This window comes from Bradyrhizobium sp. UFLA06-24 (assembly GCF_054967145.1).
In genome coordinates this window covers 23,218-49,078 of record NZ_JADFUE010000025.1, presented here as the reverse complement: position 1 = coordinate 49,078, position 25,861 = coordinate 23,218, and the positions used below count along the sequence as shown (strand labels likewise).

Genomic DNA, 25,861 nt, shown 5'->3' with positions numbered 1-25,861 from the left:
CCCAGGGGAGGTGCGATGATGAATGCAGTCTATTTTCGCCCTGATCGTTCGCTTTCAGCTTGCGTTTGAAGCCTGACAAGCCCTCAGGCCAGTTATCAGCGAAACAAGCTGCTCCGGATCCTCTCTGACAATATTGTGCCCGCAAGTGAACGATCTGACCACCCAGTCCGGATCCGCGAGGAGAGCTTCGTAGGTCGGAGTAAACGGAGTATCCTTCCACCCGGTGGCATAGATGAAGACTTTCTCCTTCACGCTCTTCCATCGACCTCCCAGGCGTATCGCCTGGCGAAAGGAGGCGAGCGGATGGGGGGTACATCGCGGATCCATGTGCGCAGGCGCCGTAACCCGAAATCCATCCAGTTCCGATCTTTCAAGTGCGAGACTCCGATAGCTGTCTCCGGCCAGATCCCACCAGGACTCTCCATCTTGCGGTACGAAAGCATCGATGTACACGAGAGCGGAAATCCGTTCGGATAGCTTGTCGGCGACCCCGCTGATGACCATCCCCGCATAACTGTGCCCGCAAAGGATAACGTCCGTCAGATCTTCAAATCGAAGAACATTCGCGATGTCCTCGATGTGTGTGTCCAGATTGATGTTCGAATTCGCAAGGTGAATCCTTTCCCCCAAGCCCGTCAGCGTTGGCGTAAAGACCTGGCAGCCCTGCGCCCGAAGCCTTTGCGCAACCGCTGTATTGCGCCAGCCGCCCTGCCACCCCCCGGGAACAAACACAATATTGGTCATTGCCGAGCAATCCTTGCTGTTTCGGATTTCAGGAGCGAGTCAGCACCGTCCGCCGGGTTAATTCCTCGGCATAGTCCATCAGCTTGTCGGAAGCTTCGGCTGCGCGCTGTTCGTCCCCCAGTGCCACAGCTTCGAACACATTGGCGTGGAGTTTGGCCGCTACAGGGACGTCATGAATGACCCGATTGTGGAGATAGTAGAAGCGACGTGACATCGCGTGGCAGGGTATGATCGCTGCCGCCGCAAACGGATTCCGCGCGCATTCCGCGAGAAACCGCTTCGCGTCATAGTGATAACGCAAGAATTCCATGACGTTGATATCGCGCATTCCCTCGAAATAGCGCGCAATCTGGACACACTTGTTGCGCTCCTCCGGAGTTGCCCGCCGCGAAGCGGATACAGCGATAAGTCGCTCCAGTTCTCGACGCATTTCCAGCATCAGAAGTTGTTGCATAACGTCGACTTGCGTCACTTTTGCCCCGCTTCGCGGAACAATCTCGACGAGATGTTCGGCCTCGAGGCGCTTTAGCGCCTCGCGCACCGGAGTGCGGCCGAGCTCCAGCTTTTCGCTCAACTCAGTTTCAGACCACACGGTCCCTGGCTTCAACTCCAGTGTGACGATCATTTCCTCAAGTCTTTGACGGGCCTCTTCCGCTTGATGCGACTCGGATCGTGGTCGGGCGAAGCCCGGACGCATCGCCCGGGAATCCTTTGGTGCAGGAATGGTGAGGCCATCGGTGGCGGCGCCTGTCAGCGCCCGCCGTTCGGAAGCGCTCTTACGACCTCGGGTCAATGCTGGTGCCTTCGCAAGAGGAAATTCAAAATGCGTCTCAAGCAGTATGATATGTCACAAAAAGGCTAGTGCTCGCAACAGCGATATTGGACACCTTGGTTCTCTCAGGACCCAGCGGCGCCCGCGATTTCATCCACATTCTCCAGATTTGCCTTTTTCAAGCGATATCTCAAGAATTCGCGAGACTGGCGAAAGGCTCGTCGATCTCGCTTCCCGCGCGGCCAAGGTCTCAGCCCAAAAAGGCAGTTGACTCCATCTTTTTTTGTGACATGTTATAAAAACATTATAAATAATGCGGCCTTTCCGCGGGACTGCAACGGCAGTCGGAATGGACATTCAGGGAGCGGGCAGTGGCGGACGTGACACATCATGAAGCGGAGCTGGGAGACGTCCGCATCCACTATGTCACGGCTGGGTCGGGGCCCACTTTGGTCCTGCTGCATGGATGGCCGCAGACCTGGTACACGTGGCGACATGTGATCGAGGAGTTGGCTGACCAGTATTTCATCGTCGCCCCGGACCTTCGCGGTCTCGGAGATTCGTCCCGACCGGACTCTGGATATGACAAGCGGACAATTGCCGACGATATCTGGCGGGTTGTCAGCCGTGACCTCGAATTGCGGACCTTCTATCTGGTCGGCCACGATTGGGGAGGGCCTGTCGCCTACGCGCTCGCCGTTGCGCATCCGGACGCGGTAAGTCGTCTTGCTATTCTCGATGTGACGATTCCGGGCGATGGGACCGCGAGCTTCAGTCAGTCGGGCAAGCGCTGGCATCACGGCTTTCACGCGACAAGAGATCTGCCCGAAACGCTGATCGCGGGGCGGGAGGACGTCTATCTCGAGTGGTTCTTCCGAAACTTCGGCGCAACGCCGACTGCTGTTTCTCCGGACGACGTCGCAGAGTACCTCAGGACCTACCGCATGCCGGGAGCGCTGCGCGCCGGGTTTGAATACTACCGCGCGCTCGAACGCGACAGCCTCGATAACCGCAATAATCCGCAGCTTCCGATGCCGGTGCTGGCTCTTGGCGGAGCCTGCTCATGGGGGCGCGGGCTGGAAGTCGTCCAGTCTCTACGGCGAGTTGCTCGCGATGTCCGAGGCGGAGTCGTTGAGGGAGCGGGCCATTGGATACCCGAAGAACAGCCGGAGCAGCTGGTCAAGGCATTCCGGGCATTTTTCAAAGAAAACCAACGAGAACAACTCGTCGGAACAGGGAGAGCGTCATGTTGAATCGTAGAATAGTTCTGGGCTCGCTTGCGTCGACCGCCGCTTTGGGTCCGATGGTCTTATCCAGTCGGGCGCGTGCGGCGGAGTTCAATATCAAATTCGGTCATGACTTGACGCCTGATCATCCCATGAATGTGCGGGCGCTGGAGGCGGCAAAACGCATTTCGGAAAGGTCATCGGGGCGCGTGGAGTTCGCCGTCTTTCCGAGCAACCAACTTGGCGGTCAGACCGATATGATCTCTCAAGTGCGCAGCGGCGCGACGGAGTTCGTTGCGATGTCGGGCGTGATCCTGGGCGGGTTCGTGCCGGTGGCTGCCATCAGCGGCGTTGGCTTCGCATTCGCAGACTACGAGCAGGTATGGGGCGCGATGGATGGTGCGCTGGGCCAGCACATCAAGGCTGCCATCGAAAAGTCCGGCCTTGTTGCATTCGATCGCGTCTGGGACAACGGCTTCCGCCAGACGACCGCGGGCACAAAGCCGATCGCGACGCCGGCAGATTTCGCTGGTTTCAAGATTCGCGTCCCGGTCGCGAAGCTTTGGACGTCACTCTTCGAGGCGCTTGGCGCCTCGCCGGCGAGCATCAACTTCAACGAGGTCTACGGCGCGTTACAGACGAAGATTGTCGACGGAATGGAGAACGCGCTGGCCACTCTATTCACGTCGCGAATCTACGAAGTTCAGAAATATTGCTCGCTGACCAATCACATGTGGGACGGATTCTGGATGATCGGAAATCGGGCCGCGTGGCAGCGCTTGCCCGCTCCGCTGCAGGATATCGTCCGCGAGGAGATCACGAAGGCGATCATGGATGAGCGAGCCGACACCGAACGGCTCAACGATAGCCTGAGGCAAGATCTCGAGAAGAAGGGCATGTCCTTTAACACGACTTCTGCCTCTGCCTTTCGCGAAGTCCTGACGAAGGCCGGCTTCTATTCCAAATGGAAGGCCGCTTTCGGGAACGAGGCTTGGGAGATCCTGGAAAAATCGGTCGGGCGGCTCTCTTGAGTGCGATGATCCAGACGGACGATGCTGCAAGCGGCGTGGCGGTGCGAGGATGTACGGTCAGGCCGCCGCGGTCGGGCGTCCTCGAGGCACTACTCGGGGGCGCGGTGGAGCTCGTAGCGGCACTGCTGGTGCTTGCCGAGATAGTGATCCTGTTCGCGGGCGTGGTTGCCAGATACGGCATTCAGCGGCCGCTGGTCTGGTCCGACGAACTCGCGTCAATCTTGTTTCTCTGGCTCGCGATGCTCGGATCGGTGATCGCCTTCCGCCGCAACGAGCACATGCGCATGACCGCGCTTGTCAACAAGATGGCGGCCAAGCAACGCGCGTTTCTGGACGTCTTCGCGATCGGAGCGGCTCTGGCCTTCCTGCTCATGGTGGCTAGGCCGGCCTACGAATATGCCCTGGAAGAGGCATATATCACGACGCCTGCCCTAGAGATCGCCAATTCCTGGCGCGCGGCCGCGTTGCCGTTCGGCATCGCTCTCATGGCGATGTTCGCGCTGCTTCGACTTGCAAAGGCGGGGTCGCCGGGGACGGTCGCGGCGGCGCTCGGCGCTGTCGCCCTGATCGTCGGGGCCTTCTGGCTTTCTGAACCGCTGTTTCGGCAGCTCGGAAATCTCAACCTGATCATATTCTTCGTGGGTGTCGTCATGGCCGCGGTTTTCGCCGGCGTGCCGATCGCATTTGCGTTCGGGCTGGCCGTGTTCGGCTATCTCGTGTTGACGACACACACGCCCCCGATGGTCCTTGTCGGCCGCATGGACGAAGGGATGTCGCATCTGATCCTGTTGGCGGTGCCGCTGTTCGTGTTTCTTGGTCTGCTCATGGAGATGACCGGCATGGCGCGGGCAATGGTGGCGTTCCTCGCAACCCTCCTGGGCCATGTCCGGGGCGGACTGCACTACGTCCTGATAGGAGCCATGTATCTGGTCTCCGGCATCTCCGGCTCCAAGGCAGCCGACATGGCGGCGGTGGCTCCCGTGCTGTTTCCGGAGATGATCAAGCGCGGTGCCAGGCCCGGCGACCTGGTCGCGTTGCTGTCGACCACCGGGGCGCAAACCGAAACCGTGCCGCCCAGCCTCGTGCTTATTACGATCGGCTCCGTCACCGGAATCTCAATCGCGGCGTTGTTCACCGGCGGCTTGCTGCCCGGTATCGTGCTCGCCATGGCGCTTGGCTTTGTGGTCCATCGCCGTTATCGCGGCGAAGACCCGGGCTCGGTGAAACGTCCGGGCTGGCGGGAGATCGGCCGCGCCTTCGTCGTGGCGCTGCCCGCGCTGGCGCTGCCGTTCGTCATCCGCGCGGCGGTGGTGGAGGGGATTGCGACCGCAACCGAGGTGTCGACCATCGGGGTCGTCTACTCGGTGGCTGTGGGTCTTCTGATCTATCGGCAGTTCGATTGGAGCCGGCTTCGGCCGATGCTGGTTGACACCGCCTGCCTTTCGGGAGCGATTCTGCTGATTATCGGCACCGCGACCGGTATGGCGTGGGGACTCACCCAGTCCGGATTTTCGCACTCGCTCGCCACGGCAATGACGGGTCTTCCCGGCGGCGCCACGACCTTCATGGTCGTGTCGATCTTCGCATTCGTCGTGCTCGGCTCGGTGTTGGAGGGCATTCCGGCCATCGTGCTGTTCGGTCCTCTGCTGTTTCCCATCGCCAAGACCGTGGGCATTCACGAGGTGCACTACGCGATGGTGGTCATCCTGGCCATGGGAATTGGCCTCTTCGCGCCGCCGTTCGGCGTCGGGTACTACGCCGCCTGCGCGATTGCCCGCATCGATCCGCACGAAGGCATGAAACCGATCTGGGGCTACATGCTGGCGCTCTTGGTCGGGACCGCTGTTGTAGCCGCGGTGCCCTGGATCTCCATCGGATTCCTCAAATGACGATCGTCTCATTAATCTACGGAAAACAATCATGACGCGCGCCTGTATCGTAGGCTGGACCCACACGCCATTCGGAAGGCTGGAGGATCCGGACGTGGAAAGCCTGATCGCGCGCGTCTCGGGTGCCGCGCTCGATCATGCGGAACTCGCCGCCAGCGATGTCGACGGCATTTTCGTCGGGGTCATGAACAACGGATTCTCCAAGCAAGGATTCGAGGGGGCACAGGTGGCGTTGGCGCTTCCGGAGCTCGCGCATGTGCCCGCTACGCATGTCGAGAACGCCTGCGCCACCGGTTCGGCGGCGCTTTACGCTGCTTTGGATTTCGTTGACGCCGGCCGTGGCCGCATCGCGCTCGTCGTCGGCGCCGAAAAGATGACGGCCAAGCCGACGGCGGAGACCGGCGATATTCTGCTCGGCGCCTCCTACCGCAAGGAGGAGGCCGATATCGCCGGCGGTTTTGCGGGGGTATTTGGCCGCATCGCGCAGAACTACTTCCAGCGCTACGGCGATCGTAGCGAGGAACTCGCTCACATCGCCGCCAAGAACCACAAGAATGGCGTGCTCAATCCCTTTGCGCAAATGCGTCGCGACTTTGGCTACGCTTTCTGCAACACGGTCAGCGACAAGAATCCTCTAGTGGCGGCGCCGTTGCGGCGCACCGACTGCTCGCTGATTTCGGATGGCGCGGCGGCGCTGGTGGTCGCGGACGAGGAGACCGCCGCAAGGCTTGCGCGCGCCGTTCGTTTTCGCGCGCGGCAACAGGTTAACGACATTCTGCCGTTGTCGCGGCGCGATCCGACAGCATTCCAGGGGGCGCGGCTCGCCTGGGAAAAGGCGCGGGGGGAGGCGGGCGCGACGCTCGACGATCTCAGCCTCGTGGAGACCCACGACTGCTTCACCATCGCCGAGCTCATTGAATATGAGGCGATGGGGCTCGCCGCACCGGGCGAAGGATTTCGCGTCGTGCGCGAGGGAATTGCAGAGAAGGGCGGACGACTGCCCGTCAATCCTTCCGGGGGATTGAAGTCGAAAGGACATCCAGTCGGCGCGACGGGCGTTTCCATGCATGTGATGGCGTGCCTGCAGCTGACGAATGAGGCTGGGGACATGCAGGTCGACGGCGCCGATCTCGCCGGCGTGTTCAATATGGGCGGCGCCGCCGTCGCCAACTACGTCTCGATCTTGGAGCGCGTAAAATGATGAATGTGTTCGCGCCGCTTGGTGGCGTCGCGCCGGCGTTGAAGCGGGTGATGAACCTGGCTCATCTCGTGCGGCAGGCGGCGCGCCGTCTGCCAACGGGGATCGGGCTCGTTTGGGGCGAGGCCACCTGGACTTGGTCCGAGCTCGACCGCCGGATTGCCGCGATGGCCGCGGCCCTCTCTGCCCGAGGGGTGGGCAAGGGCGACCGGGTGCTGGTGCAATCGAAGAACTGCAACCAGATGTTTGAGTCGATGTTTGCCTGCTTTCGTCTCGGCGCGGTGTGGGTCCCGACGAACTTTCGGCAGACTCCGGAGGAGGTTGCTTATCTCGGGAAAGCGAGTGGGGCGGCCGCAATGATCTGCCATCGGGATTTTCCCGATCATGCGGCGGCGGCACGTGCTGCAGCGCCGAGCATCCGATTCGTGGTGTCGATCGGACCGTCGGACATCGGCGACGACTATGACGATCTCGTGCGCCGCCACGAGGGCAATGCCGTCACCGAAGCTGCGGTCGAGCACGATGATCCCTGCTGGTTCTTCTTCACCTCCGGCACGACGGGGCGGCCGAAGGCGGCTGTGCTGACCCACGGCCAAATGGCGTTCGTCATCACCAATCATCTCTGCGACCTGATGCCAGGCACGACCTCGCAGGATGCCTCGCTGGTCGTGGCACCGCTGTCGCACGGCGCGGGTATCCATCAATTGGTGCAGACCGCGCGCGGCGCGAAGACGATCCTCTTGACGGGCGATCGCTTCGATGTCGAGGAGGCTTGGCAACTGGTCGAACGCTGGCGCGTCACGAACATGTTCACCGTCCCGACCATCCTGAAGATGCTGGTGGAGCATTCGTCCGTGGTTTCGCATGATCACTCGTCGCTGCGCTACGTCATCTACGCGGGCGCCCCCATGTACCGCGAGGATCAGAAGCTCGCGCTGCGCAGGCTTGGCAAGGTCCTGGTGCAATACTTCGGGCTGGGTGAGGTTACCGGCAACATCACCGTGTTGCCGCCGGAGCTCCACGACCCCGAGGATCACGCCGGCGCGCGGATCGGCACTTGCGGTTACGAGCGCACTGGCATGCAGATCTCAATTCAGGGCGATGACGGGCGCGAACTGCCTGCCGGCTCGACCGGTGAGATTTGTGTCTGCGGGCCGGCGGTTTTCGCGGGGTACTACGACAATGCCGAAGCCAATGCGAAAGCGTTCCGCGACGGCTGGTTTCGGACGGGCGATCTCGGCCACATGGATGATGAAGGCTTTTTGTATATTACGGGCCGGGCATCCGACATGTACATCTCGGGGGGCTCGAACGTCTATCCCCGCGAAATTGAAGAGAAACTGCTGACGCACCCGGCAATTGCTGAAGTGGCGGTGGTAGGAGTGCCTGACCAGACCTGGGGCGAGGTCGGGGTGGCCGTCTGTGTGCTCGCACCAGGCACGGCACTCACCGAATCCGATCTGCTCGCCTGGGCAGAAGGTAAAGTCGCTCGCTACAAAATTCCGAAGCAGGTCGTCTTCTGGGCGGAACTGCCGAAGTCCGGCTACGGAAAGACCACAAAGAAAATCATCAAGGAGGAGCTCCGCGCGCGCGGCGTTCTGGAGCCCGAGCGATTTCCGCAGACGGTTGGATGAGCGAACTCCTGATTGTGGGAGGCGTGCGTGGTGGTTCACCGTCTTTCGACTGGCCGTTGATCGCCATTGATCATTGAAGAGAGCAGGACCGACGAATGCAGCAGACAATTCTGATCACGGGCGGAGCCTCGGGCATCGGACTAGCGATCGCCGAAGCCGTTCTCGCGGCAGGTTGGCGTGCGGTGATAGCCGACGTCGCCGATGGCAGCCTCGATCAAGCCCGGGCCAGATTCGAGCCATTTGTCGGCCGTACCAGGTTCGAGAAGTTTGACGTGGCAGACGAGACCGCCGTCGCGGCAGCGATCGACGGGTGCGAAAGGGAGTTCGGCGTCCTTGATGGTGTGGTGAACTCCGCCGGCATCGGCCGCGAGCTTCCGGCATTGGAGACCAGCGCCGAACTGTTTCGCAAGATCGTCGACATCAATCTTGTGGGAAGCTTCGTAACGGCACGCGAGGCAGCGCGGCGAATGCAGTCTCGCGGCTGCGGTGCGATCGTAAACATCGCGTCCGTCTCTGGAATCCGGGGCAACGCGCGTCGCGTTGCCTATGGTGCATCAAAGGCCGGCGTCATCATGATGACGCAGATCATGGCCGTCGAGTTTGCGCCGCGCGGCGTTCGTGTCAATGCAATCGCGCCGGGGCCGATCGAAACGCCCTTGGTGAAGGAGATGCATTCGGCGACATCGCGGTCGGAATGGATCAGTCGCGTTCCCCAAGGTCGTTATGGGACGCCGGACGAACTGGCGGGCGCGGCGATTTTCCTGCTTGATCAGCGCCAGTCGAGCTTTGTCACGGGACAAGTGCTCGCTGTCGATGGCGGGTTCACCGCTGGCGGCTTGCTAGGCTGACCATGCAGGTACCGCATCGGCGCCGGTCACGAGATGAGCATGAATGCTGGAAGCACCAAAGAGCCAATCATGACGGCTAGAGCATCATCGGCGATACCTCGTCCGAGGACTCTCATTCACCCCGGGCGGTTCAATCCCGTGAGAATTCAGAGCATGCGGTCTCAATCCGCGCGACATTTTCGGCTGGCGTTGGAGCCCGGCATCAGCCTTTTCGACGCTCTGGTCCAACCATTAGCGAAAGTGGGCGTACATAGCGCGTCCATGACGATCCTGGGCGGCTATTTCGAGCGACTTCACTACTGCGTAGCGCCCCCCGACCCCTCAAGGCAAGCCGTGATCGCTTATGCAGATCCCATCGGCGCCGGACGAGCCTATATCATCTTCGGCAATGCGACGCTTGGCAAGAACTTGCAGAGTCTGCCGATGGTGCATTGCCACGCTGCCATTCGAACGGAAAGTGGCGAGATCAAGGGCGGTCACATCCTGACCGAAACGTGCACCGTAGGATCACATCCGATCCCGGTCCTTGTGACGTCGCTCGACGGTTTTGAATTGCGTCAAGTATTCGATCCAGAGACGAATATCTCCCTTCTCCAACCGCACGGGCAGACCAATGACTAGCATGAACATGATCGAAAGCGGGTCTATGGGGCGCGTGGCCTATGCTCGAATCGCCCCGAACGAGGACCTGGTGCAGGGTGTAGAGAAGCTATGTCTCGCCGAGGGCTTTCGAAATGCGTTCGTGCGTGGCGCTCTAGGTAGTCTCGTCGACGGATGTTTGGCCGCCGGAGAGGAAAGATACCATCATATCAAGGGTCCCGCAGTTGAAATTGTCAGCATCGCGGGAGAGGTGAGATCGCGGATCGACGGCTCTGTGAGAGCATCACTCTCCGGTGTGGTGGCAGATACTGACGGAAACGTATTCGGTGGGGCTTTCGTTGCCGGCTCCAACCCGATTTGCATTACATTCGAGGTAACTCTTGAGGAGTGGCTGCCATTAATTGAGGAGTAGGACGGCAACATTTTCAAACCCACATGATCGAACGTTATGCGGTCCGGCAGGAGCTTGACTGCTATCGGCGCAAGCCGGGCCATCAATGGCCTGTCCGAGGGGCCGCTGACGGTATCGGCTGGAAGTTGGCGAAAGCCCAGGAGGAGGCCCTTCCAACTTGGTGTACGCCTGGTGCGTCGATTGATCTCGATACTTGCTGAAGGTGCCAACCCTCAAAGCCTCGCAAATTTTCCTGTGAACTCAAGACCAAAAAATTTGGGCAGGTATACCGTCGGCGTTAGGCCGTTAGCGTTGAGGAGTTGTGTTTGGAAATCAACGCGATAGCGTCTTCCTAAATGATAGAGTGGGAGTAGTGTGGCCGGCTGCGATCGCGCAGTGTAGCGTAGCTGGTCGTGTTGTCCCTTTACCGTTAGAGCTCTGACCGTAGTTGCGAGCTTGACTTAATCTTGGTCGAGGTCGAGCAGCCACGGCGTTTAGGCTTACGGAGTACTGCAACGTGCTTGGTCGTACAGAAGGGCAGGGCGTCAAAAGCTACAGCTCCGAGCAACTGCAGGTCTAGCGCAAAGCCGGGCAGACTGCTTGCAGATCACCGCCCCCACACCCCACGGACGATTGCCACGCGGCACTTACTGAGGGCGTATTCATGAAGTTCAGGCGCTTCGAACCAACTTCGTCAGGCGGCCTCTCGTGGCTCGATGAATTGAACGCCTTTCCACTTTCGCCCTTCGATCAATTCGCGGGCAACGTCCCGCGTCTCTCCTAGAACCGCTCGGGCAGCGTCCGTCATCAGTTCTGCGGATAGCGAATAAAGATAGTTTGTCCGCGTGATGGGAGCGTCGCTGATCGAAAGTGCACGCCATCTGCCCAACGCCTCGTCGGCCTCGCGCAATGCGGACATCGGTTTGATCGTGGCGCCCATCCCCTCGCTCACGCACTGCATAAGAAGCGTCAGGGAATCGATTTCGACGCTCACGTTCGGCTTCATCTTTCGCTGTTCGAACTCGGCCACTACGCGTCGGCGAAGACCGTGAGAGCTGGTTGGCAGGATCAAGGGGATCTGGGCGAGCTCGGAGATCGAAACAGATTTTCGATTGTGAGGGATATAGCCGCTCTTTTCGGGGAAGATCACGAAAAGCTCTTCCTCCAAAAGGGGCTCGGCGCAAAGCTTGGACGAGACGTCATCGGAAAATAGTATAGCGATGTCCAATTGCCCAAGGCGTATCATCTGAGCGACATGACCGCTCATCCCTTCGACGACATTGAGCAAGATGCCCGGATATCGGTTTCGGATGCGCTTCATCAGCGGAAGCCCGATGGCTCGCTGGGTAGTCGGAGGCAGACCTATTGAAACCATGCCCTGCAGGTCGGTGACATCCTTTCTCGCAATCGACAGCGCCTGGTCCATTTGACGCAGCATAAAGCGGGCATGATGATAGAGGGCCAGTCCGTTTTCTGTCGGGACGACGCCGCGCGAGGAGCGCTGAAGCAGCGGCTTCCCGACTTCGTCTTCAAGCTTGGCGAGCTGCTGGCTGAGCGCCGGTTGGGCGACGAAAAGGCACCGGGATGCCTTGGACAGACTTCCGCTTTCAACGATTTGAGCGAAATAGCGAAGCTGACGAAGGTCCATGGAAGCCTCATCCCGGAAGCGCCGCCAGTTGGCTATACGGCGCGCTTATAGCCATCAATGGAAAACCCTATTTTTGCAATTGTCAAACCTGCTCTAGCTTGCACCCCTTGAATGAACAAGAAGGAGCACGGGGTGGTAGCCATCGGCGCGCAGCGACTGTCGACCAGGGAGTTACCCGCCTGCAGGCTCCTGATCGCCGGGAAATGGCAGTCTGGCGCGAGCGAAGTAAACGTCCTCGATAAGTTTCACAATCGTCCTGCGATGGTGGCGCAACTTCCGAGCGCCGAACAGGTTAGTGTGTGCGTGGAGGCTGCTTTTTCGGCCTTCAAGGCCAGTACGCTCTCTCCTTACGAGCGAGGCGCCATTCTTGATCGTGCAGCGGCAGGGCTCGAGGCGCGTGCAGACCAGCTCGTTGAGGTGCTGCGTCAGGAGGCGGGATTTCCTCGGCGCGATGCACTGGGCGAGGTGCAGCGATGTGCAGTGACGTTCCGGCTCTCCGCTGAGGAGGCGCGACGCCTCTCGGGTGACATGATTCCGCTGGAGTCGGCAGCAGGGCAGGCAGGTCGGATCGGATTTACGCTCAGAATGCCTCTTGGGGTGGTTTGCGCGATCACGCCGTTCAACGCGCCCCTGAATACCGTTGCGCACAAAGTCTGCCCGGCACTCGCGGCCGGCAATGCGGCGATTCTGAAGCCGTCGCTTCATACGCCGATGACATCCTGCATCATGGCGGAGTGTCTGCTCGAGGCAGGCCTGCCGCCCGGTCTGCTGTCGGTCCTCCACGGCGAGGCGGAGGTCGCGGAATGGTTGATCAACGAAAGGAACATTCATTTCTACGCGTTCACCGGCAGCACGCAGGTTGGTCGCGCTATACAGCAGCGGGTCGGTCTGCGCCGGACCCAGATGGAACTGGGCTCCATCGCTCACTGCGTTCTGTGCGATGACGCCGATCTGAACGTCGCCTTGCCGAAAGTCATAAGCGCGAGCTATCGCAAGGCCGGTCAGGTCTGCACGTCGATCCAAGTGCTCCTGGTCGACAGATCGCTCGTCGATAAGGTCGAGCATCGTCTAGCGGAACTCGTTTCCGCGCTGCCGTTTGGCGACCCGGCAAACGAAAATACCGTTGTTGGTCCAGTCATCAGCGAAGCGGCTGCCGTCCGAGTCGAATCCTGGATCGCGCAGGCGGTCGAAAGCGGCGCGCGTCTTCTGGTCGGCGGCGGGCGCAGTGGCTCGGTCGTTCATCCCGCGCTATTGGCCGACGTCCCAACGACAACTCCGCTGGGATGTCAGGAGGTTTTCGGACCTGTCCTGACGATCGCGCCGTTCGACTCGTTCGACGAGGCGATCGAGCGAGTCAACGCAACGCCCTACGGTCTGGCAACCGGAATCTTCACGCAGCACATCGGCAATGCGCTCGAGGCGGCGCGGAAGCTCCAGGTCGGAGGCGTACACATCAACGAGACTCCCAGCTCCCGCGTCGATCTCATGCCCTATGGCGGCTCGAAGGATAGCGGTTTTGGCAGGGAAGGCCCGCACTATGCAATCCGGGAAATGAGCGAAGAGCGCATGGTCACGATCCTCGCCTGATCGAGAAACGCAGCCGGAGAAGAATAAGAAATGAGCAAGATGAAGGGTGGCGAGGTCATCGCCGAGTATCTCGTCAAGCAGAAGGTGCCGTTCATTTTCGGTGTGTGCGGCCATGGTAACGTCGGCATCCTCGATGCACTTTACCAGGTGCGGGACAAGATCAGCTTGATTTCGCCGCGCCACGAGCAGGCGGCCGGCCATATGGCTGATGCTTACTTTCGTGTCAAGCACAGCCCCGTCGCGACGTTGACGTCAACGGGTCCGGGCTCAGCGAACATCGTGATGCCGCTAATCACGGCCCTGTCCGACTCATCGGCGTTCATGGCAATCACGGCAAACGTGCCGACGTCGCAGGCCAATCGCGGACCCTTCCAGGAGCTCTACGCGCACAATCAGGCCGACTTTGCCCAAGTCATGCGGCCGGTGGTCAAGCGGACGTTCCAGCCCACGCGGGTCGACATGCTTCCCCTGGCGTTACGCCAGGGCTTCGACACGATGGTGACCGGCAGGCCCGGCCCCGTGAACCTGGATATCCCATACAATGTCTTCCAAGAGGAGGATGATGTCGAACTTCCAGCGCCGTCACACGTGCACGGCGGGCATCGCCCCAGTGCCTGCCCCGAGGACATTGCAAAGGCGCTCGATCTGCTGAGCGCGTCCAGAAAGCCGGTTTTCTTTGTCGGGCAGGGAACGACGCTGTCCGAGGCCGGGCCCCAGATTACGGCGCTTCAGCAGAAATACGGCATCCCGGTTATCACGTCTCCGAATGGCATGGGTCTCGTGCCCTCCGACGACCCACTGACGCTGGGCTTTATCGGGCGCAACGGTGCCTATCCGGCCAATCAGGCCGGCCGTTTTGCCGATCTCGTGATCTGCATCGGAACGCGCTTCGACGACCGCTCGTCGTCGTCATGGCACCCGGGCTATTCCTGGAATTTCCCCAAGACCAAGCTCATCCAGGCCGACATCGATCCAGCCGAGCTCGGGCGCAACTATCCGCCGACTCTCGGCGTCATCGCCGATGCCAAGACCTTCGCGGCGCAATTACTCGACGGGATGGCCGAGCGGAAGGACATTCGACGGGAGAATTTCGAGCCATGGCGCACCGAAGTTGCCGGTTGGCAGGCAGAATGGGACGCGTTTGTCCGTCCTCACTTCAAGGACGTAACGACCCCGATCCGGCCGGAATATGTGGTCGATGCGCTGACCGACGTCCTGCCGGACGATGTGATCCTGTCGCTGGACTCCGGTGTGCATCACAACTGGTTCATGCAGTTCTGGAAGCCTCGCAGGGCGCAAAGCATGCTCAATAGCTGGGGCTATTCATCCATGGGCTTCGGCGTGTGCGGCGTTCTCGGCGCGCAGCTGGCGGCGCCTGACCGCACCTGTGTCGCGGTCGTTGGCGATGGTGGCTTCATGATGGCGCCCCATGTGGTTGCGACCGCAGTCGAGTATTCGCTGCCTTGCATCTGGATCGTGTGGAACAACTTCGCCTGGGGTGCGATCCGCGACATTCAATATGGAATGTTCGGAGGCAGGGAGCTCGGGACCGCCTTCTACAAGGGCAATCAGGGGCCCGGCGGAGAACGATACAATCCGGATTTCGCAGCGTGGGCGCGTGCCTGTGGAGCCGATGGCTACACGGTCACCAGGAGCGAGGATCTGCGCGGTGTCGTGGAAACGGCGATCAGGAATCGCCGGCCTTGCGTGATCGACCTGCATGTCGATGCGGAAGTGCGTCCGCCCTCGACAGGTACATGGCAACTGCCGCCCACTCCATACAGGGAGCCGGTCTTCGGTAAGCCGCAGCGACTGATCTGAAGCAAAAAGTCAATCAACAAGGGAGGAGAACATGATGCGGCGGATGGATAGTGCTTGCCTGAGATTGCTTGCCGGAGTGACGACTGCGGCAATCGCGAGCCTGGCAATCCCAAGTAGCGCCAGTGCTCAAACGGATGATCCGATCAGGATCGGCATGATTTATTCGAAGCAGGGCCCTGGCTCGTCGATCGGCCAGTTCCTGGAGCGCGGCAGCGAGCTGGCGGTTGAACAAGCCGGCGGAAAAGTGCTCGGCCGGAAGATCGAACTCATCTGGCTCGATGAATCGGACCCGCAAGGGTCCCAGCAGAACATGCAGCGGCTGGTGGACGAGAACAAGGTCGTTGCCGTCGTGGGCGGCAACTATAGTTCGAACGCGCTCGCGATGATGAGCGTGGCCAATCGTGCAAAGATTCCACTCATTCTGCCGGGAGCGGCCGCAAGCGAAATTACGGGCAAGAGCTGCAGCCGCTACGTCTTCCGCACCCAGGCAACGGTCCCCGTGCAGACGGCCGGTCTGATGCCCTACATCGCATCGATCGGTAAGAAGGTCTATTTCCTGACGGCGTCATATGCGTTCGGTCAGGACATCCTGCGCTCGTCGCGAGCCTTGCTGGGCAAGACCGGGCTGACCGAGGCGGGCTCCGATGAGGTGCCGATCAACACGGCTGACTACTCATCTTACATCCTCAAGATACGGCAAGCCAAGCCGGACGCGATCATCGGCGGCCTTGTTGGCGGCGATTTCTCCACCTTTCTCAAGCAGTGGAATGAGATGGGGATGAAGGAGAAAATCCCGTACGGCGCCATCGCGGTCACCGATACTGATTTCTGGGATGTCGGTGCGCAGGCCTCCAGCGGCATCTACATCAAGCCTTGGTACTACAACAATCCCAAGAACACGCCGCACGAGAAGGCGATGACCGAGGCGTTCCAGAAAAAGTACGGCCAGCCGCCGTCGGACAAGACCTGGTCGGGGTGGACCGCCATGCGTGCGCTCCTGGAATCGATCGAGGCAGCGAAATCGACCAAGGCCCAGGACATTGTCGTCGCGCTCGAGAAGTGGAAGAACGCGGAAGGCGCGCTGCCTTACTATTTCCGCGAATGGGACCATCAGATGGTCCGCCCCGCGGTCATTGTGCAGGTCAAGAAGACCATCACCGACAAGTGGGATTTCTTCGACGTCCTCAAGGACACCTCCGCCACGGCCGAAGAGACTGAGAAGGCGTTCGGAACCAAGGAAGAAGTCGGCTGCAACATGCCGGCGCTCTGAAGTTGCCTCTGGCCTAACAACCGTTGGCGAGTTGGAAACATGACCGACATCATCATTTCGCAAGTCGCCAACGGCCTTGTCCTGGGCTTTCTCTACGTGCTGATCGCGGTCGGCCTCTCGATCACGTTCGGTCTGCTTGGCGTCATCAATTTCGCGCATGGTGCGTTCTTCGCGCTGGGTGCTTACGTGGCTTGGCAGCTCTTTCGCTGGTTTGGATGGGGAGCGGTCGCTTTTGCCCCGCTCGTCGTGGCGGCCATCGGCATGGCGACGGAGTTTCTGCTGATCCGTCGGCTTTACGGACGCGAGCCCCTTCTGAGCCTCATTGTGACATTCGCCCTGGCCTTGTTGATCGAGGCCCTCATTCGCGCGATCTGGGGCGCGGACGGCAAGCCATTCAACCCGCCGCCGCTGTTCGCAGGGATCGTCGAGATTGGGCCATTGCTGATCACCAAGTACCGAGTGGCGGTTCTGGCCGCGACATCGACGGCATTGCTCGGCCTCTGGGCCTTCCTGTCCTGGACGCCTTATGGACGGATTCTGCGTGCCGGAAGCCGTGATCCCGAGATGGTTGAGCTGCTCGGCATCAAGCTGCCGCGCGTCCTTACGGCGGTATTCGGCCTGGGCTGCGGGCTTGCCGCGATCGCGGGGCTGCTTGCAGCCCCGCTCTGGACCGTCTCTCCGTCGATGGCGGCGAATGCAGTTATGCCCGCGTTTGTAATTGTTGCAATTGGTGGGCTTGGGTCGTTACGGGGCGCCGTGGTGGCGGGGCTCGCCGTTGGTGTCGTGACCGCTCTGACCATCCAGTTCTGGCCGGCGGCGTCAACGGCCTCGATGTACGTGCTGATGTTCGCGATCATGCTTCTGCGCCCTCGCGGCTTGTTTGGTGAACGCTGGGAGCGCTTCGAATGAAAGGGGCGTTGCTCGCGCGTGTGTCGCGCCATCCCATTGCGATCATTGCCGCCGTATTGCTTGTTGCCTCGGCCATTGCGCTTGGCATCGGCATGCCGGTTGCAAGAGTAACTCAGATTGCGATCTACACTCTTTATGCGGCCGGGGTGAACTTCCTGATCGGGTATCTGGGCCTGGTCCCGTTCGGCGCATCGTTCTTCTTCGGGACTGCAGGTTACGCCGTGGCGCTGATCGGAACGCGTCTTCTCGGCGGGAACGAACTGGGCGACGTTCTGGTCGCAGCCGGTTTTTCGATGCTGCTGGCGCTGACGGTCGGTGCGGTCATCCTCCGCCGGCGAGGCCTCTACTTTTCACTGCTCACGCTCGCCTGCTCACAGATCGCCTTCGAGATCGCGTTCAAGTGGACGGACGTCACTGGTGGAGAGAACGGTATCCAGGATGTAGCGCGGCCCCTGTTTACCTCGGCGCTCGAGTTTCACTGGTTCGCGCTCGTCGTCGTCCTCGGCATGTTGTGGCTGTTGTGGCGGATCGCTCATAGCCCGTTTGGCCGGATGATGCAGGCGCTGCGCGACAACGAGGAGCGTGTCGCCAGTCTTGGCTACAACACGTATCAGACGAAACTCGTCGCCCTCATCATCGCTGGCGGGGCGATCGGGATCGCCGGCGGTCTGATGGTGCTATTGCTGCAGGGAGCTTACGCCAACAATCTGAGCTGGCAGCACGCCGGCGATCCGGTGTTGATGGCGGCTCTGGGCGGAGTTCATCACTTCCTCGGACCTCTCTGGGGTTCGATCATTTTCATTGTACTCGAAGATCGCCTCAGCGCCCTGACCGAGAACTGGTGGCTGTTCTTTGCGCCCATTATCATCGCATTCGCTCTGTTGTCGCATGAAGGCGTGCAAGGCATCTTCCAGCGCCTCGTCAGACGCGAGCGCTGGACGCTGACGCGCGATGGTATTCCGCCGCGTCCCGCGAGGATCGTGCCGTATACGCCGGCCGCCGGGAAAGGAGCAGGGGACGGAGGCGTGCCGATCCTTCAGGTCCGAAACCTTTCGAAGCGCTTCGGCAACATCATCACCCAGAACGATATCTCGCTCGAGATGAGCCGGATAGGTCTGCACTCCCTGATCGGACCGAATGGCGCGGGCAAAACCACCTTCTTCAACCTCTTGACCGGCCGCTACAAGCCGAACGCCGGCGAGATACTCTTCGAAGGCAAATCGATCAACAGCCTGCCGCCCCATAAGCGGGCGCGGCTGGGGATTGCGCGGTCGTTCCAGATCCTCAGCGTCTTTCCCAATCTGACGGCATTCGAAAACGTGCGGATTGCGGTGCAGGCGTCCAACAGGATCTATTTCAGCCTATGGGACGATGCGCATGCCTCGGAAAGCGTCAATGCGCGCGTATGGAGTCTCCTGGAGGCCGTCGGCCTGACGGAACGGGCGGCCAAGCTCTGCATCTCTCTGTCTCATGGCGAAAAGCGCCTTCTCGAGATCGCGGTCTCGCTCGCGATCGACGCCAAGCTGCTGCTCCTCGACGAACCGCTGGCGGGCTTGGCGGAATCCGATCGTCGGGTCGTTGGGGAACTCATTCGCCGTCTGGCGCAATCCCACGCCGTCCTTCTGATCGAGCATGACATCGATCGCGTCCTGGCAATGTCGGACCGGATTACGGTTCTGCATCAAGGCCGGCTGATTGCAGACGGCAAGCCGGCGGAGGTCGCACGGCATCCGGAAGTGGTTGCGGCATATCTCGGCGATACTCATCATGTGCAAGAGAGCGGCCAGATCGTTGTTCTTCCGACGAGGAAGGGCGGCGCGGCCGTGCCAGCCGATCAAGCCCCACTCCTCGAGCTCAAAGGAATAAGCGCTGGCTATGGCGGCAGCATCGTGCTCGAAAAAGTTGATCTGGCCGTTCACAAGGGCGAGGTCGTCGCCCTGCTCGGGCGTAATGGCGTCGGCAAGACCACGCTGCTGCGCGCGATTACGGGTGTTTTGCACCCGTCGGAAGGACAAATGTCGTTTGAAGGGCGCGATATCTCGAAGCTGCGGCCCAGCGACATCAACAGACTTGGCATCTCGCTGGTGCCCGAGGGGCGGCGGCTGTTTCCGAACCTGACAGTACAGGAAAATCTCAGGCTTGCCGCGCGGCCGGGGGGGGCGTCGATGGAGGAGATATTCGATCTGTTCCCAAAGGTCGGAGCTCGAATTCGTTCGCGCGGTGAAAACCTATCCGGCGGAGAGCAGCAGATGGTTGCGATTGCGCGCGCCCTGATGGTGCCATCCAAGCTCATCCTGCTTGACGAGCCGTTCGAAGGCTTGGCGCCCGCCGTGGTCCAGGAAGTGCGCGACGCCGTTGGACGACTGTCGACGAGGGCGAGCATGATCATCGTCGAGCACCATGCGGAAAGCGTCCTCGCGATGGCCGACCGTGCCTATGTGCTCGTGAATGGGCGTGTGGCCTACGGTGGTGCTGCAAGCAGCTTGGCGATGGACAAGGCGCTGTGCGAGCGGCTGCTCGGCGTTGTCCAAGCCGATGAGGTAGCGCAGCGCACCCCTGCGACGATGTGAAATTCGAACCGATCAACGACTGGAGACGACACATGACGATCGTGGCACCCGCCCCAAACGCATTCGCGGATGCGGAAAAGGAAAAATACGCGGTGACTCGTAACCTGGCCGAACTGCAATGGATCCAGTATCCAGGTCACTTCAACCAGGCTCTGTCGAAGGCGATCGTCACGCCCGAAACCACGGGCAGCAGGTTCTTCGATCACCGCATTTCGACTTACGAGGCAGGTGCGCATGTGGAATCCCACGTTCACAAGGTGCAGGAGCAAATTTACCACGTGCTCGCCGGCGAAGGCCTGCTGGTCGTGGACGGCGAGCGTCGCGTGGTGCGCTCCAACGACGTGACCTACATTCCGCCGGGCGTCGTGCATGAGTTTCACAATACGGGTATCGACCCTCTGGTGTTCCTCGTGATTACGAGCCCGCCGACTGATGAAGAGCCAAAGCCGCGTTGAGAGCGAAAGCCGTGAGCAAGAAGGTTCTCGTAACGGGTGGCTGCGGCTGGTTGGGCAGCGCCATCGCCAGGGCGCTGCTGGACCGGGGTGATACGGTCGTTGCAGCGGATATAGCGGTTTCGCCAGCGATGACCGCGCTCTCCGCGAGCAATTCCCGTCTGTCGGCCGAGGTGGTCGATGTTGGCGAATGGCATCAAGTCGTGCGGTTGTTCGAAAAGCATCCGTTCGATGCGGTCGTGCACACGGCGGCGATCGTGGGCGTTGTCTTCGCGGCGGACGCTCCGATCAAGACGCTGCGTATCAACGTAGAAGGTTCGATCAACGTCTTCGAGGCGATGAGATTGAGCAAGGTTCGGCGTGTTGTGCACATCTCGACCGAGGAGACGTACGGCGATTTCCAGGCGCCCAAGATCGACGAGGAACATCCACAGAAGCCGACCAGCATCTATGGCCTTACCAAGCTGGCAGCCGAGCATTACGGTCGGGTCTATTCGCGCGATCACGGCCTCGAGTGCATCGCCGTACGCACGTGCTGGGTCTACGGTCCGCACCTGCCGCGCCTCCGTTTGCCCCGCACATTCATCGAAGCCGCGCTTCGGGGCGAGCCCTATCATCAGGCAGAGGGTGCAAGTCTGGCCGTCGACCAAGTCTTTATCGACGACACGGTAGACGGGACTCTGCTCGCGCTCGACAAGGAGAAGCACCGTTTTGATGCCTACAACGTTGCAACGGGCGAGGCTCCGACGCTCCGAGATACGGCGGATGCGGTCAATCAGGCCGTTCCGGGTGCCCGCATCACGGTCGGCGACAGCGGCGTCTACCGCCACGGCGGCGTCGTTCCTACCGCCGTCAAAGGCGCGCTCGACATCAGCCGTGCGCGCGCCGAACTCGGCTACGAGCCGAAATACGACATCAAGAAGGGTATCGCGGCGACCATTGCCGCAACTCGCGCGACGCTGCGCTAAGCAAGAGTTTCGAGGACAGACATGAACAAGCCTTCACCTGTGGTTTTGATTTTCGGCGGCTCGCGCGGCATCGGCGCCGCTTGCTGCAACGCGTTCCATGACGCGGGCTGGCAAGTGGCCAGCACCTATACGGCTGAGGCGCCCGCAAAACCGGTCGGGCGTGCATATAAGGTCGATATCCGCGATGCCGGGGGAGTGGCCGAAGTCTTCGAGCGCGTGACGGCGGATTTCGGCGCTTCGCCGATGGCCGTCGTGGTCAACGCCGGTATCAACCGGCCACCCCGTCCGGTGGCGGAATTCCCATTGGCGGATTTTCAGGAGCTTGTCGACGTCAACATCGTCGGCGCGTTCAACGTTCTCTCCGAGGCCGCGCGGCGCGTACAGAAAGGCGGCTCGATCGTGGCATTGACCACATCGATGACCGGTCTGGGCATTCCCGGGGGCGGCCCCTATACCGCGACGAAAGCGGCGGTCGAGAGTCTCGTGCGGTCGATGTCGAAGGAATTGGCGGTGCGCGAAGTCCGCGTCAACGCGGTCGCTCCCGGGCCGGTCGATACCGACCTGTTCCGCGCGGGCAAGACGGAAGAAGCCAAGCAACGATCGGCTGCAATGAGCCCGCTGAACCGCATCGGCCGTGCGGAAGAGATTGCAGAGGTGGTGCTGTTCGCGGCCTCGCCAAACGCTTCGTGGATCACGGGGCAGATCATCCGGCCCAACGGCGGCATGATATGATCCCTGCGGCGGCCGATGCCTGGGACGCCATCGTAATCGGCGCGGGAGCGGCTGGCCTGACCGCGGCCTGTACGGCCGCCGCCGCGGGAAAGTCCGTGCTCGTGCTCGAGCAGGCGGACGTCGTGGGAGGCACGACCGCGATCTCGGGAGGGATGGTCTGGCTGCCGGTAAACCACAAGATGGCTGAAGCCGGCCGACCCGATAGTATCGAGGCCGCGCGGACCTATCTGGGCGCCACTGTACCCGGCAAGCAGCGGGACAACCTTGAGACCTTTCTGGCACGGGCCGACGACGCGCTGCGGGATCTGGAGGCGACGACCTTGCTTCGATTCCAGCCCGTGCTGACCTATCCGGATTACTATCCGGACCTGCCGGGCGGAACGGCGGGCGGACGCGTTCTCGAGCCTGTGCCGTTCGACGGCAGGCAGTTGGGCCGCGCGTTCGAGCTCGTGCGGGATCCTCTGCCGGAGTTCACGCTGTTCGGCGGCATGATGGTCAGCCGAAAGGACATTCCGCATTTTCGCCGCGCGATGAAATCGCTGCCCTCGACCCTGCGCGTCACGCGGCTTCTGCTGGACTATTTCCTCCAGCGCCTCAAGGCGCGGCGTGGCACGTCGTTGTATCTCGGCAACGCGTTGGTCGCGCGCCTGCTTCGGTCCGCACTCGATCTCAAGGTGGAGATACGGACCAGCGTCGGCGTCGAAAGCCTCGAACTGGGACCGGATGGCCGTGCTTCATCGGTCGTCGTTCGAGATGCGCAGGGACGATCATCCCGGCTTGCATCGCGCCGCAGTATCATTCTCGCCACCGGCGGAATCTCGCATCAGCCCGAGATCCGCCGCAACTATGTCCCCGAAGCTGCGGGAACTCTGACCGCAACGGTCAAATCAGGTCCGCAGCCGCGAGGAGCCGTCCTCGCAAGCGCCTTGGGCGCCGGCCTGTCGTCGTCGACGACGGAAGGGGCTTTCTGGGTTCCCGCCTCCACATTCATTCGCGCGGACGGCAGCACAGGCGTTTTTCCTCACACGGTCACCGACCGCGCCAAGCCCGGCCTGATCGCCGTTGACTGCAATGGCCAGCGGTTCGTCAACGAGGCGCTGTCCTACCACGAGTTCGTTCATGCACAGCTCTCGCACGCCAACAGTGCGATCCCGGCCTGGCTGATCTGCGACCGCGGCTTCCTTTGGAAATACGGTCTCGGCAAGATCAAGCCGTTTTCGACATCGATCAAAGGCGATATCGCGTCGGGCTATCTCATCGAGGCTGCATCCTTTGCGGACCTCGCCAAGCAGATCGGTGTGCCGGCCGCGGCCCTGGATGAGACTGTGCGCAAGTTCAACGCCGGGGCAGAGAAGGGGCAAGATCCGGAGTTTGGTCGCGGCGGTGATGTCTATCAGCGCTCGCTCGGGGACGCCGACGTGAAGCCAAATCCGTGCGTCGGACCAATTAAGCAGGCGCCGTTCTTCGCCGTCAAGGTCGTGCCGGCCGATCTCGGCATGTCGGCGGGCATCGTGACCGATGCCTCGACGCGGGTTCTCAGACCGGACGGGACGGCCATACCGGGCCTCTACGCCTGCGGCAACGACATGGCGTCAGTCATGGAGGGGGCCTATCCGGGGCCGGGAATTACGTTGGGGCCGGCTCTGGTGTTCGGATGGATCGCCGGCAAGGAAGCGGTCAAGTCGCAACAGGATGCCGCGTTAGCCCCGAGCGAGTAATGCCTCTGAAGGAGAGCTGGTCATGATCACGATGGGCATCAACACTTACGCCTACGCCTGGACGACGCCTGTCATCGATTGCGTGCGCCAGCTCGCGGATCTCAATTACCGGACATTCGAGTTCCTGATTCACCCGCCTCATCTCCCGCTTGCCGACTTCGCTCGGCCTTCGAGGCGCGAACTCGCGGCGTTGCTGGACGAGGTGAAGGCCGTCGATTGCGCGATGAACCTTCCGAGCCTCGATCACAATCTGGCAAGTCCATGGCCCGAGGTGCGGGCGGCTTCGATCGAGATGTTCAAGCAGACGATCGATCTGGCGTCGGACATCAATGTGCATTGGGTGGTGACCGTGCCCGGCCGAATGAGTCCGCTGGCGCCGCCCACCATCGAAGACCGTACGAACTGGATGCGTGGCTCGATCGAAAAGCTGCTCCCCTATGCTCGGGCGAAGGGCATCAAGCTGGCTATCGAGAACGTCCCGATGGCATCGTTCCCCGATGCGAATGCTCTCGGGACATTCGTCCGCAGTTTCAATTCCGAAGACCTCGGCGCAACTTACGATGCCGCGAACGCCCATTTCATCGGCGAGTCGCCCGCCGAGGGAATTCGGCAGCTTGCTGATATCCTGCGCATCGTGCACGTCTCCGACACGACGAGGAAAATTTGGCGTCACGATCCCGTCGGCAAAGGCACGGTACCGTTCGCTGAGCTCGCCGCCGCCCTCGAGGAGATCGGCTACCACGGGCCAACGATGCTGGAGATACTCGCGGATGATCCGGGGACAGCGATCCCTCAGAGCCATGACCTTTTGGCAAAATTTGGCTTTCCACCACGATCGACCGGACGTGCGTCATGACAAAGCTAGTGCTGGTTACCGGGGCGGCCGGACTCCTCGGCCGGTTTGTCGTCGACGAATTATTGTCCAGTGGATATTGCGTCCGCGGCTTCGATCGCCGGCGTGGCAATGCTGATATCGATTGGCGTGTCGCGGATGTCACGGATGCAGTTGCGGTCGCCGACGCGGTCAGGGGCGTCTCGGCTGTTCTCCATATCGCCGCCGTGCCGAATATCTGGTCGGGGGACGGGCAGACCATCATGCGTGTCAACGTGCAAGGTACCTACACGGTGCTCGAGGCTGCCGAGGCCGCCCGGATCGAGCGCTTCGTATTCTGTTCCAGCGATTCGGTAGCGGGCTATACGGTTCGCGAGGGCCGCATGCTGCAACCACTCTATGCGCCACTTGATCTCGAACATCCGCTGCTGGCCACCGATCCCTACGCCGTCAGCAAAATACTGGGCGAAGATCTCTCCCGGGCTTATGCATTGCGTGGGATGTCGGTCGTGGCTCTCCGAACGGTCTTTGTCGCCTACCCTGAGATGGCACCGGAGATTGTCGCCCGTGCCAAGGATCCGGAGAACTACCATGGACCAGCGGCCGGGGGGCCGTCGTCGGCTGGCGGAGGCCCGCTTTACCATCACATCGATGCGCGTGATCTCGCCCGCGCATTCCGTCTCGCAATGGAAATGAGCATGCCGAAAGGGGGCTTCGAGAAATTCTATCTCTCGTCGCAGGTCACGCTGTCACCCGAGCCAACGCTTGATCGGTTACGTCGTCTGCACGGGAACGCCGTCGAGATTCGCGGTCCCGAGGTCTACAGACGGCAGCCGTTTGCGCCGTTGTATGACCTTTCGCACGCGCAACGGCGCTTGGGGTTCATTGCCGATTACGATCAACGTCGCCTCATTTCGGGAGGCAAGGCAGCCAATGAGCGGACCTAAATGAACCGCGATCTACCCAAAGCCGCTTGAGCGGCGCATGGGGTACGCGGTCCTCAGCCGAAAACTAAGAAGAT

22 protein-coding genes are annotated in these 25,861 nt (G+C 61.1%); 19 read left to right on the top strand and 3 right to left on the bottom strand.

Features of this window, described 5'->3' with window-relative positions; genetic code table 11:
- Positions 1–54: 54 nt before the first annotated feature.
- Together IF809_RS20880 and IF809_RS20875 are read right to left on the bottom strand one after the other, a co-directional pair.
- The gene (locus tag IF809_RS20880; RefSeq protein WP_462838367.1) at positions 55–744 is read right to left on the bottom strand and encodes an alpha/beta fold hydrolase; all 690 of its coding nucleotides are present in this window, start codon (positions 742–744) and stop codon (positions 55–57) included.
- A gap of 28 nt (positions 745–772) precedes the next feature.
- Entirely contained in the window at positions 773–1,441 is a 669-nt protein-coding gene (locus IF809_RS20875; protein ID WP_462838401.1) for a GntR family transcriptional regulator, read from the bottom strand.
- A 446-nt stretch (positions 1,442–1,887) separates the two neighbouring features.
- Here IF809_RS20875 and IF809_RS20870 point away from each other — a divergent pair, with 446 nt between their 5' ends.
- The 8 genes from IF809_RS20870 (at position 1,888) to IF809_RS20835 (ending at position 10,354) form a co-directional block, all read left to right on the top strand.
- On the top strand, positions 1,888–2,769 hold the full coding sequence (locus IF809_RS20870) for an alpha/beta fold hydrolase (protein WP_462838366.1): 882 nt from the start codon (positions 1,888–1,890) through the stop codon (positions 2,767–2,769).
- A complete protein-coding gene (locus IF809_RS20865) occupies positions 2,763–3,773 on the top strand; it encodes a TRAP transporter substrate-binding protein (RefSeq protein ID WP_462838365.1) in 1,011 nt (336 codons plus the stop codon). The genes IF809_RS20870 and IF809_RS20865 overlap by 7 nt, the downstream gene beginning before the upstream one ends.
- A gap of 5 nt (positions 3,774–3,778) precedes the next feature.
- Positions 3,779–5,662 carry a TRAP transporter large permease gene (locus IF809_RS20860; protein ID WP_462838400.1) on the top strand — a complete coding sequence of 628 codons (1,884 nt, stop codon included), beginning with the start codon at positions 3,779–3,781 and terminating at the stop codon, positions 5,660–5,662.
- 31 nt (positions 5,663–5,693) lie between these two features.
- Positions 5,694–6,863 (top strand): acetyl-CoA acetyltransferase, encoded by a 1,170-nt coding sequence (locus IF809_RS20855; protein ID WP_462838364.1) that lies wholly within the window; start codon positions 5,694–5,696, stop codon positions 6,861–6,863.
- Positions 6,860–8,494 carry an acyl-CoA synthetase gene (locus IF809_RS20850; protein ID WP_462838363.1) on the top strand — a complete coding sequence of 545 codons (1,635 nt, stop codon included), beginning with the start codon at positions 6,860–6,862 and terminating at the stop codon, positions 8,492–8,494. Before IF809_RS20855 ends, IF809_RS20850 begins: the two co-directional genes overlap by 4 nt.
- 95 nt (positions 8,495–8,589) lie before the next feature.
- Entirely contained in the window at positions 8,590–9,342 is a 753-nt protein-coding gene (locus IF809_RS20845) for an SDR family NAD(P)-dependent oxidoreductase (protein WP_462838362.1), read from the top strand.
- Positions 9,343–9,495: 153 nt separating this feature from the next.
- Positions 9,496–9,963 carry a PPC domain-containing DNA-binding protein gene (locus IF809_RS20840; RefSeq protein ID WP_462838361.1) on the top strand — a complete coding sequence of 156 codons (468 nt, stop codon included), beginning with the start codon at positions 9,496–9,498 and terminating at the stop codon, positions 9,961–9,963.
- A 1-nt stretch (position 9,964) separates the two neighbouring features.
- Positions 9,965–10,354: a PPC domain-containing DNA-binding protein gene (locus IF809_RS20835; RefSeq protein WP_462838360.1), complete on the top strand. Its 390-nt coding sequence runs from the start codon at positions 9,965–9,967 to the stop codon at positions 10,352–10,354.
- Positions 10,355–11,027: 673 nt separating this feature from the next.
- On the opposite strand, the gene IF809_RS20830 is transcribed toward IF809_RS20835, so the two are convergent.
- Positions 11,028–11,981: a LysR substrate-binding domain-containing protein gene (locus tag IF809_RS20830; protein ID WP_462838359.1), complete on the bottom strand. Its 954-nt coding sequence runs from the start codon at positions 11,979–11,981 to the stop codon at positions 11,028–11,030.
- Positions 11,982–12,092: 111 nt separating this feature from the next.
- On the opposite strand from IF809_RS20830, the gene IF809_RS20825 reads away from it, so the two are divergent.
- From IF809_RS20825 to IF809_RS20775, 11 genes are all read left to right on the top strand, one after another.
- The gene (locus IF809_RS20825; protein ID WP_462838358.1) at positions 12,093–13,568 is read left to right on the top strand and encodes an aldehyde dehydrogenase family protein; all 1,476 of its coding nucleotides are present in this window, start codon (positions 12,093–12,095) and stop codon (positions 13,566–13,568) included.
- 30 nt (positions 13,569–13,598) lie between these two features.
- A complete protein-coding gene (locus tag IF809_RS20820; RefSeq protein WP_462838357.1) occupies positions 13,599–15,389 on the top strand; it encodes a thiamine pyrophosphate-binding protein in 1,791 nt (596 codons plus the stop codon).
- A gap of 31 nt (positions 15,390–15,420) precedes the next feature.
- The gene (locus IF809_RS20815) at positions 15,421–16,659 is read left to right on the top strand and encodes an ABC transporter substrate-binding protein (protein WP_462838356.1); all 1,239 of its coding nucleotides are present in this window, start codon (positions 15,421–15,423) and stop codon (positions 16,657–16,659) included.
- A gap of 39 nt (positions 16,660–16,698) precedes the next feature.
- Positions 16,699–17,568, top strand: a complete 870-nt coding sequence (locus tag IF809_RS20810; protein WP_462838355.1) for a branched-chain amino acid ABC transporter permease — start codon at positions 16,699–16,701, stop codon at positions 17,566–17,568.
- Positions 17,565–20,138 (top strand): branched-chain amino acid ABC transporter ATP-binding protein/permease, encoded by a 2,574-nt coding sequence (locus tag IF809_RS20805; protein ID WP_462838354.1) that lies wholly within the window; start codon positions 17,565–17,567, stop codon positions 20,136–20,138. Before IF809_RS20810 ends, IF809_RS20805 begins: the two co-directional genes overlap by 4 nt.
- Before the next feature lie 32 nt (positions 20,139–20,170).
- The gene (locus IF809_RS20800; protein ID WP_462838353.1) at positions 20,171–20,593 is read left to right on the top strand and encodes a cupin domain-containing protein; all 423 of its coding nucleotides are present in this window, start codon (positions 20,171–20,173) and stop codon (positions 20,591–20,593) included.
- Between the two features lie 11 nt (positions 20,594–20,604).
- Positions 20,605–21,558 (top strand): NAD-dependent epimerase/dehydratase family protein, encoded by a 954-nt coding sequence (locus IF809_RS20795; protein WP_462838352.1) that lies wholly within the window; start codon positions 20,605–20,607, stop codon positions 21,556–21,558.
- Positions 21,559–21,579: 21 nt separating this feature from the next.
- A complete protein-coding gene (locus tag IF809_RS20790) occupies positions 21,580–22,290 on the top strand; it encodes an SDR family NAD(P)-dependent oxidoreductase (RefSeq protein WP_462838351.1) in 711 nt (236 codons plus the stop codon).
- Positions 22,287–24,008, top strand: coding sequence for an FAD-dependent oxidoreductase (locus tag IF809_RS20785; protein WP_462838350.1), 1,722 nt, complete (start codon positions 22,287–22,289; stop codon positions 24,006–24,008). The genes IF809_RS20790 and IF809_RS20785 overlap by 4 nt, the downstream gene beginning before the upstream one ends.
- A gap of 82 nt (positions 24,009–24,090) precedes the next feature.
- Positions 24,091–24,864: a sugar phosphate isomerase/epimerase family protein gene (locus IF809_RS20780; RefSeq protein ID WP_462838349.1), complete on the top strand. Its 774-nt coding sequence runs from the start codon at positions 24,091–24,093 to the stop codon at positions 24,862–24,864.
- Positions 24,861–25,787, top strand: a complete 927-nt coding sequence (locus IF809_RS20775; protein ID WP_462838348.1) for an NAD-dependent epimerase/dehydratase family protein — start codon at positions 24,861–24,863, stop codon at positions 25,785–25,787. Before IF809_RS20780 ends, IF809_RS20775 begins: the two co-directional genes overlap by 4 nt.
- Positions 25,788–25,861: the final 74 nt, after the last annotated feature.

Excerpts from the sequence above, each read along its gene's own strand:
- IF809_RS20880 (WP_462838367.1), bottom strand. The coding sequence starts at position 744 with ATGACCAATATTGTGTTTGTTCCCGGGGGGTGGCAGGGCGGCTGGCGC.
- IF809_RS20875 (WP_462838401.1), bottom strand. The coding sequence starts at position 1,441 with ATGCGTCCGGGCTTCGCCCGACCACGATCCGAGTCGCATCAAGCGGAA.
- IF809_RS20865 (WP_462838365.1), top strand. The coding sequence starts at position 2,763 with ATGTTGAATCGTAGAATAGTTCTGGGCTCGCTTGCGTCGACCGCCGCT.
- IF809_RS20860 (WP_462838400.1), top strand. The coding sequence starts at position 3,779 with ATGATCCAGACGGACGATGCTGCAAGCGGCGTGGCGGTGCGAGGATGT.
- IF809_RS20855 (WP_462838364.1), top strand. The coding sequence starts at position 5,694 with ATGACGCGCGCCTGTATCGTAGGCTGGACCCACACGCCATTCGGAAGG.
- IF809_RS20850 (WP_462838363.1), top strand. The coding sequence starts at position 6,860 with ATGATGAATGTGTTCGCGCCGCTTGGTGGCGTCGCGCCGGCGTTGAAG.
- IF809_RS20845 (WP_462838362.1), top strand. The coding sequence starts at position 8,590 with ATGCAGCAGACAATTCTGATCACGGGCGGAGCCTCGGGCATCGGACTA.
- IF809_RS20840 (WP_462838361.1), top strand. The coding sequence starts at position 9,496 with ATGCGGTCTCAATCCGCGCGACATTTTCGGCTGGCGTTGGAGCCCGGC.
- IF809_RS20835 (WP_462838360.1), top strand. The coding sequence starts at position 9,965 with ATGAACATGATCGAAAGCGGGTCTATGGGGCGCGTGGCCTATGCTCGA.
- IF809_RS20830 (WP_462838359.1), bottom strand. The coding sequence starts at position 11,981 with ATGGACCTTCGTCAGCTTCGCTATTTCGCTCAAATCGTTGAAAGCGGA.
- IF809_RS20825 (WP_462838358.1), top strand. The coding sequence starts at position 12,093 with ATGAACAAGAAGGAGCACGGGGTGGTAGCCATCGGCGCGCAGCGACTG.
- IF809_RS20820 (WP_462838357.1), top strand. The coding sequence starts at position 13,599 with ATGAGCAAGATGAAGGGTGGCGAGGTCATCGCCGAGTATCTCGTCAAG.
- IF809_RS20815 (WP_462838356.1), top strand. The coding sequence starts at position 15,421 with ATGATGCGGCGGATGGATAGTGCTTGCCTGAGATTGCTTGCCGGAGTG.
- IF809_RS20810 (WP_462838355.1), top strand. The coding sequence starts at position 16,699 with ATGACCGACATCATCATTTCGCAAGTCGCCAACGGCCTTGTCCTGGGC.
- IF809_RS20805 (WP_462838354.1), top strand. The coding sequence starts at position 17,565 with ATGAAAGGGGCGTTGCTCGCGCGTGTGTCGCGCCATCCCATTGCGATC.
- IF809_RS20800 (WP_462838353.1), top strand. The coding sequence starts at position 20,171 with ATGACGATCGTGGCACCCGCCCCAAACGCATTCGCGGATGCGGAAAAG.
- IF809_RS20790 (WP_462838351.1), top strand. The coding sequence starts at position 21,580 with ATGAACAAGCCTTCACCTGTGGTTTTGATTTTCGGCGGCTCGCGCGGC.
- IF809_RS20785 (WP_462838350.1), top strand. The coding sequence starts at position 22,287 with ATGATCCCTGCGGCGGCCGATGCCTGGGACGCCATCGTAATCGGCGCG.
- IF809_RS20775 (WP_462838348.1), top strand. The coding sequence starts at position 24,861 with ATGACAAAGCTAGTGCTGGTTACCGGGGCGGCCGGACTCCTCGGCCGG.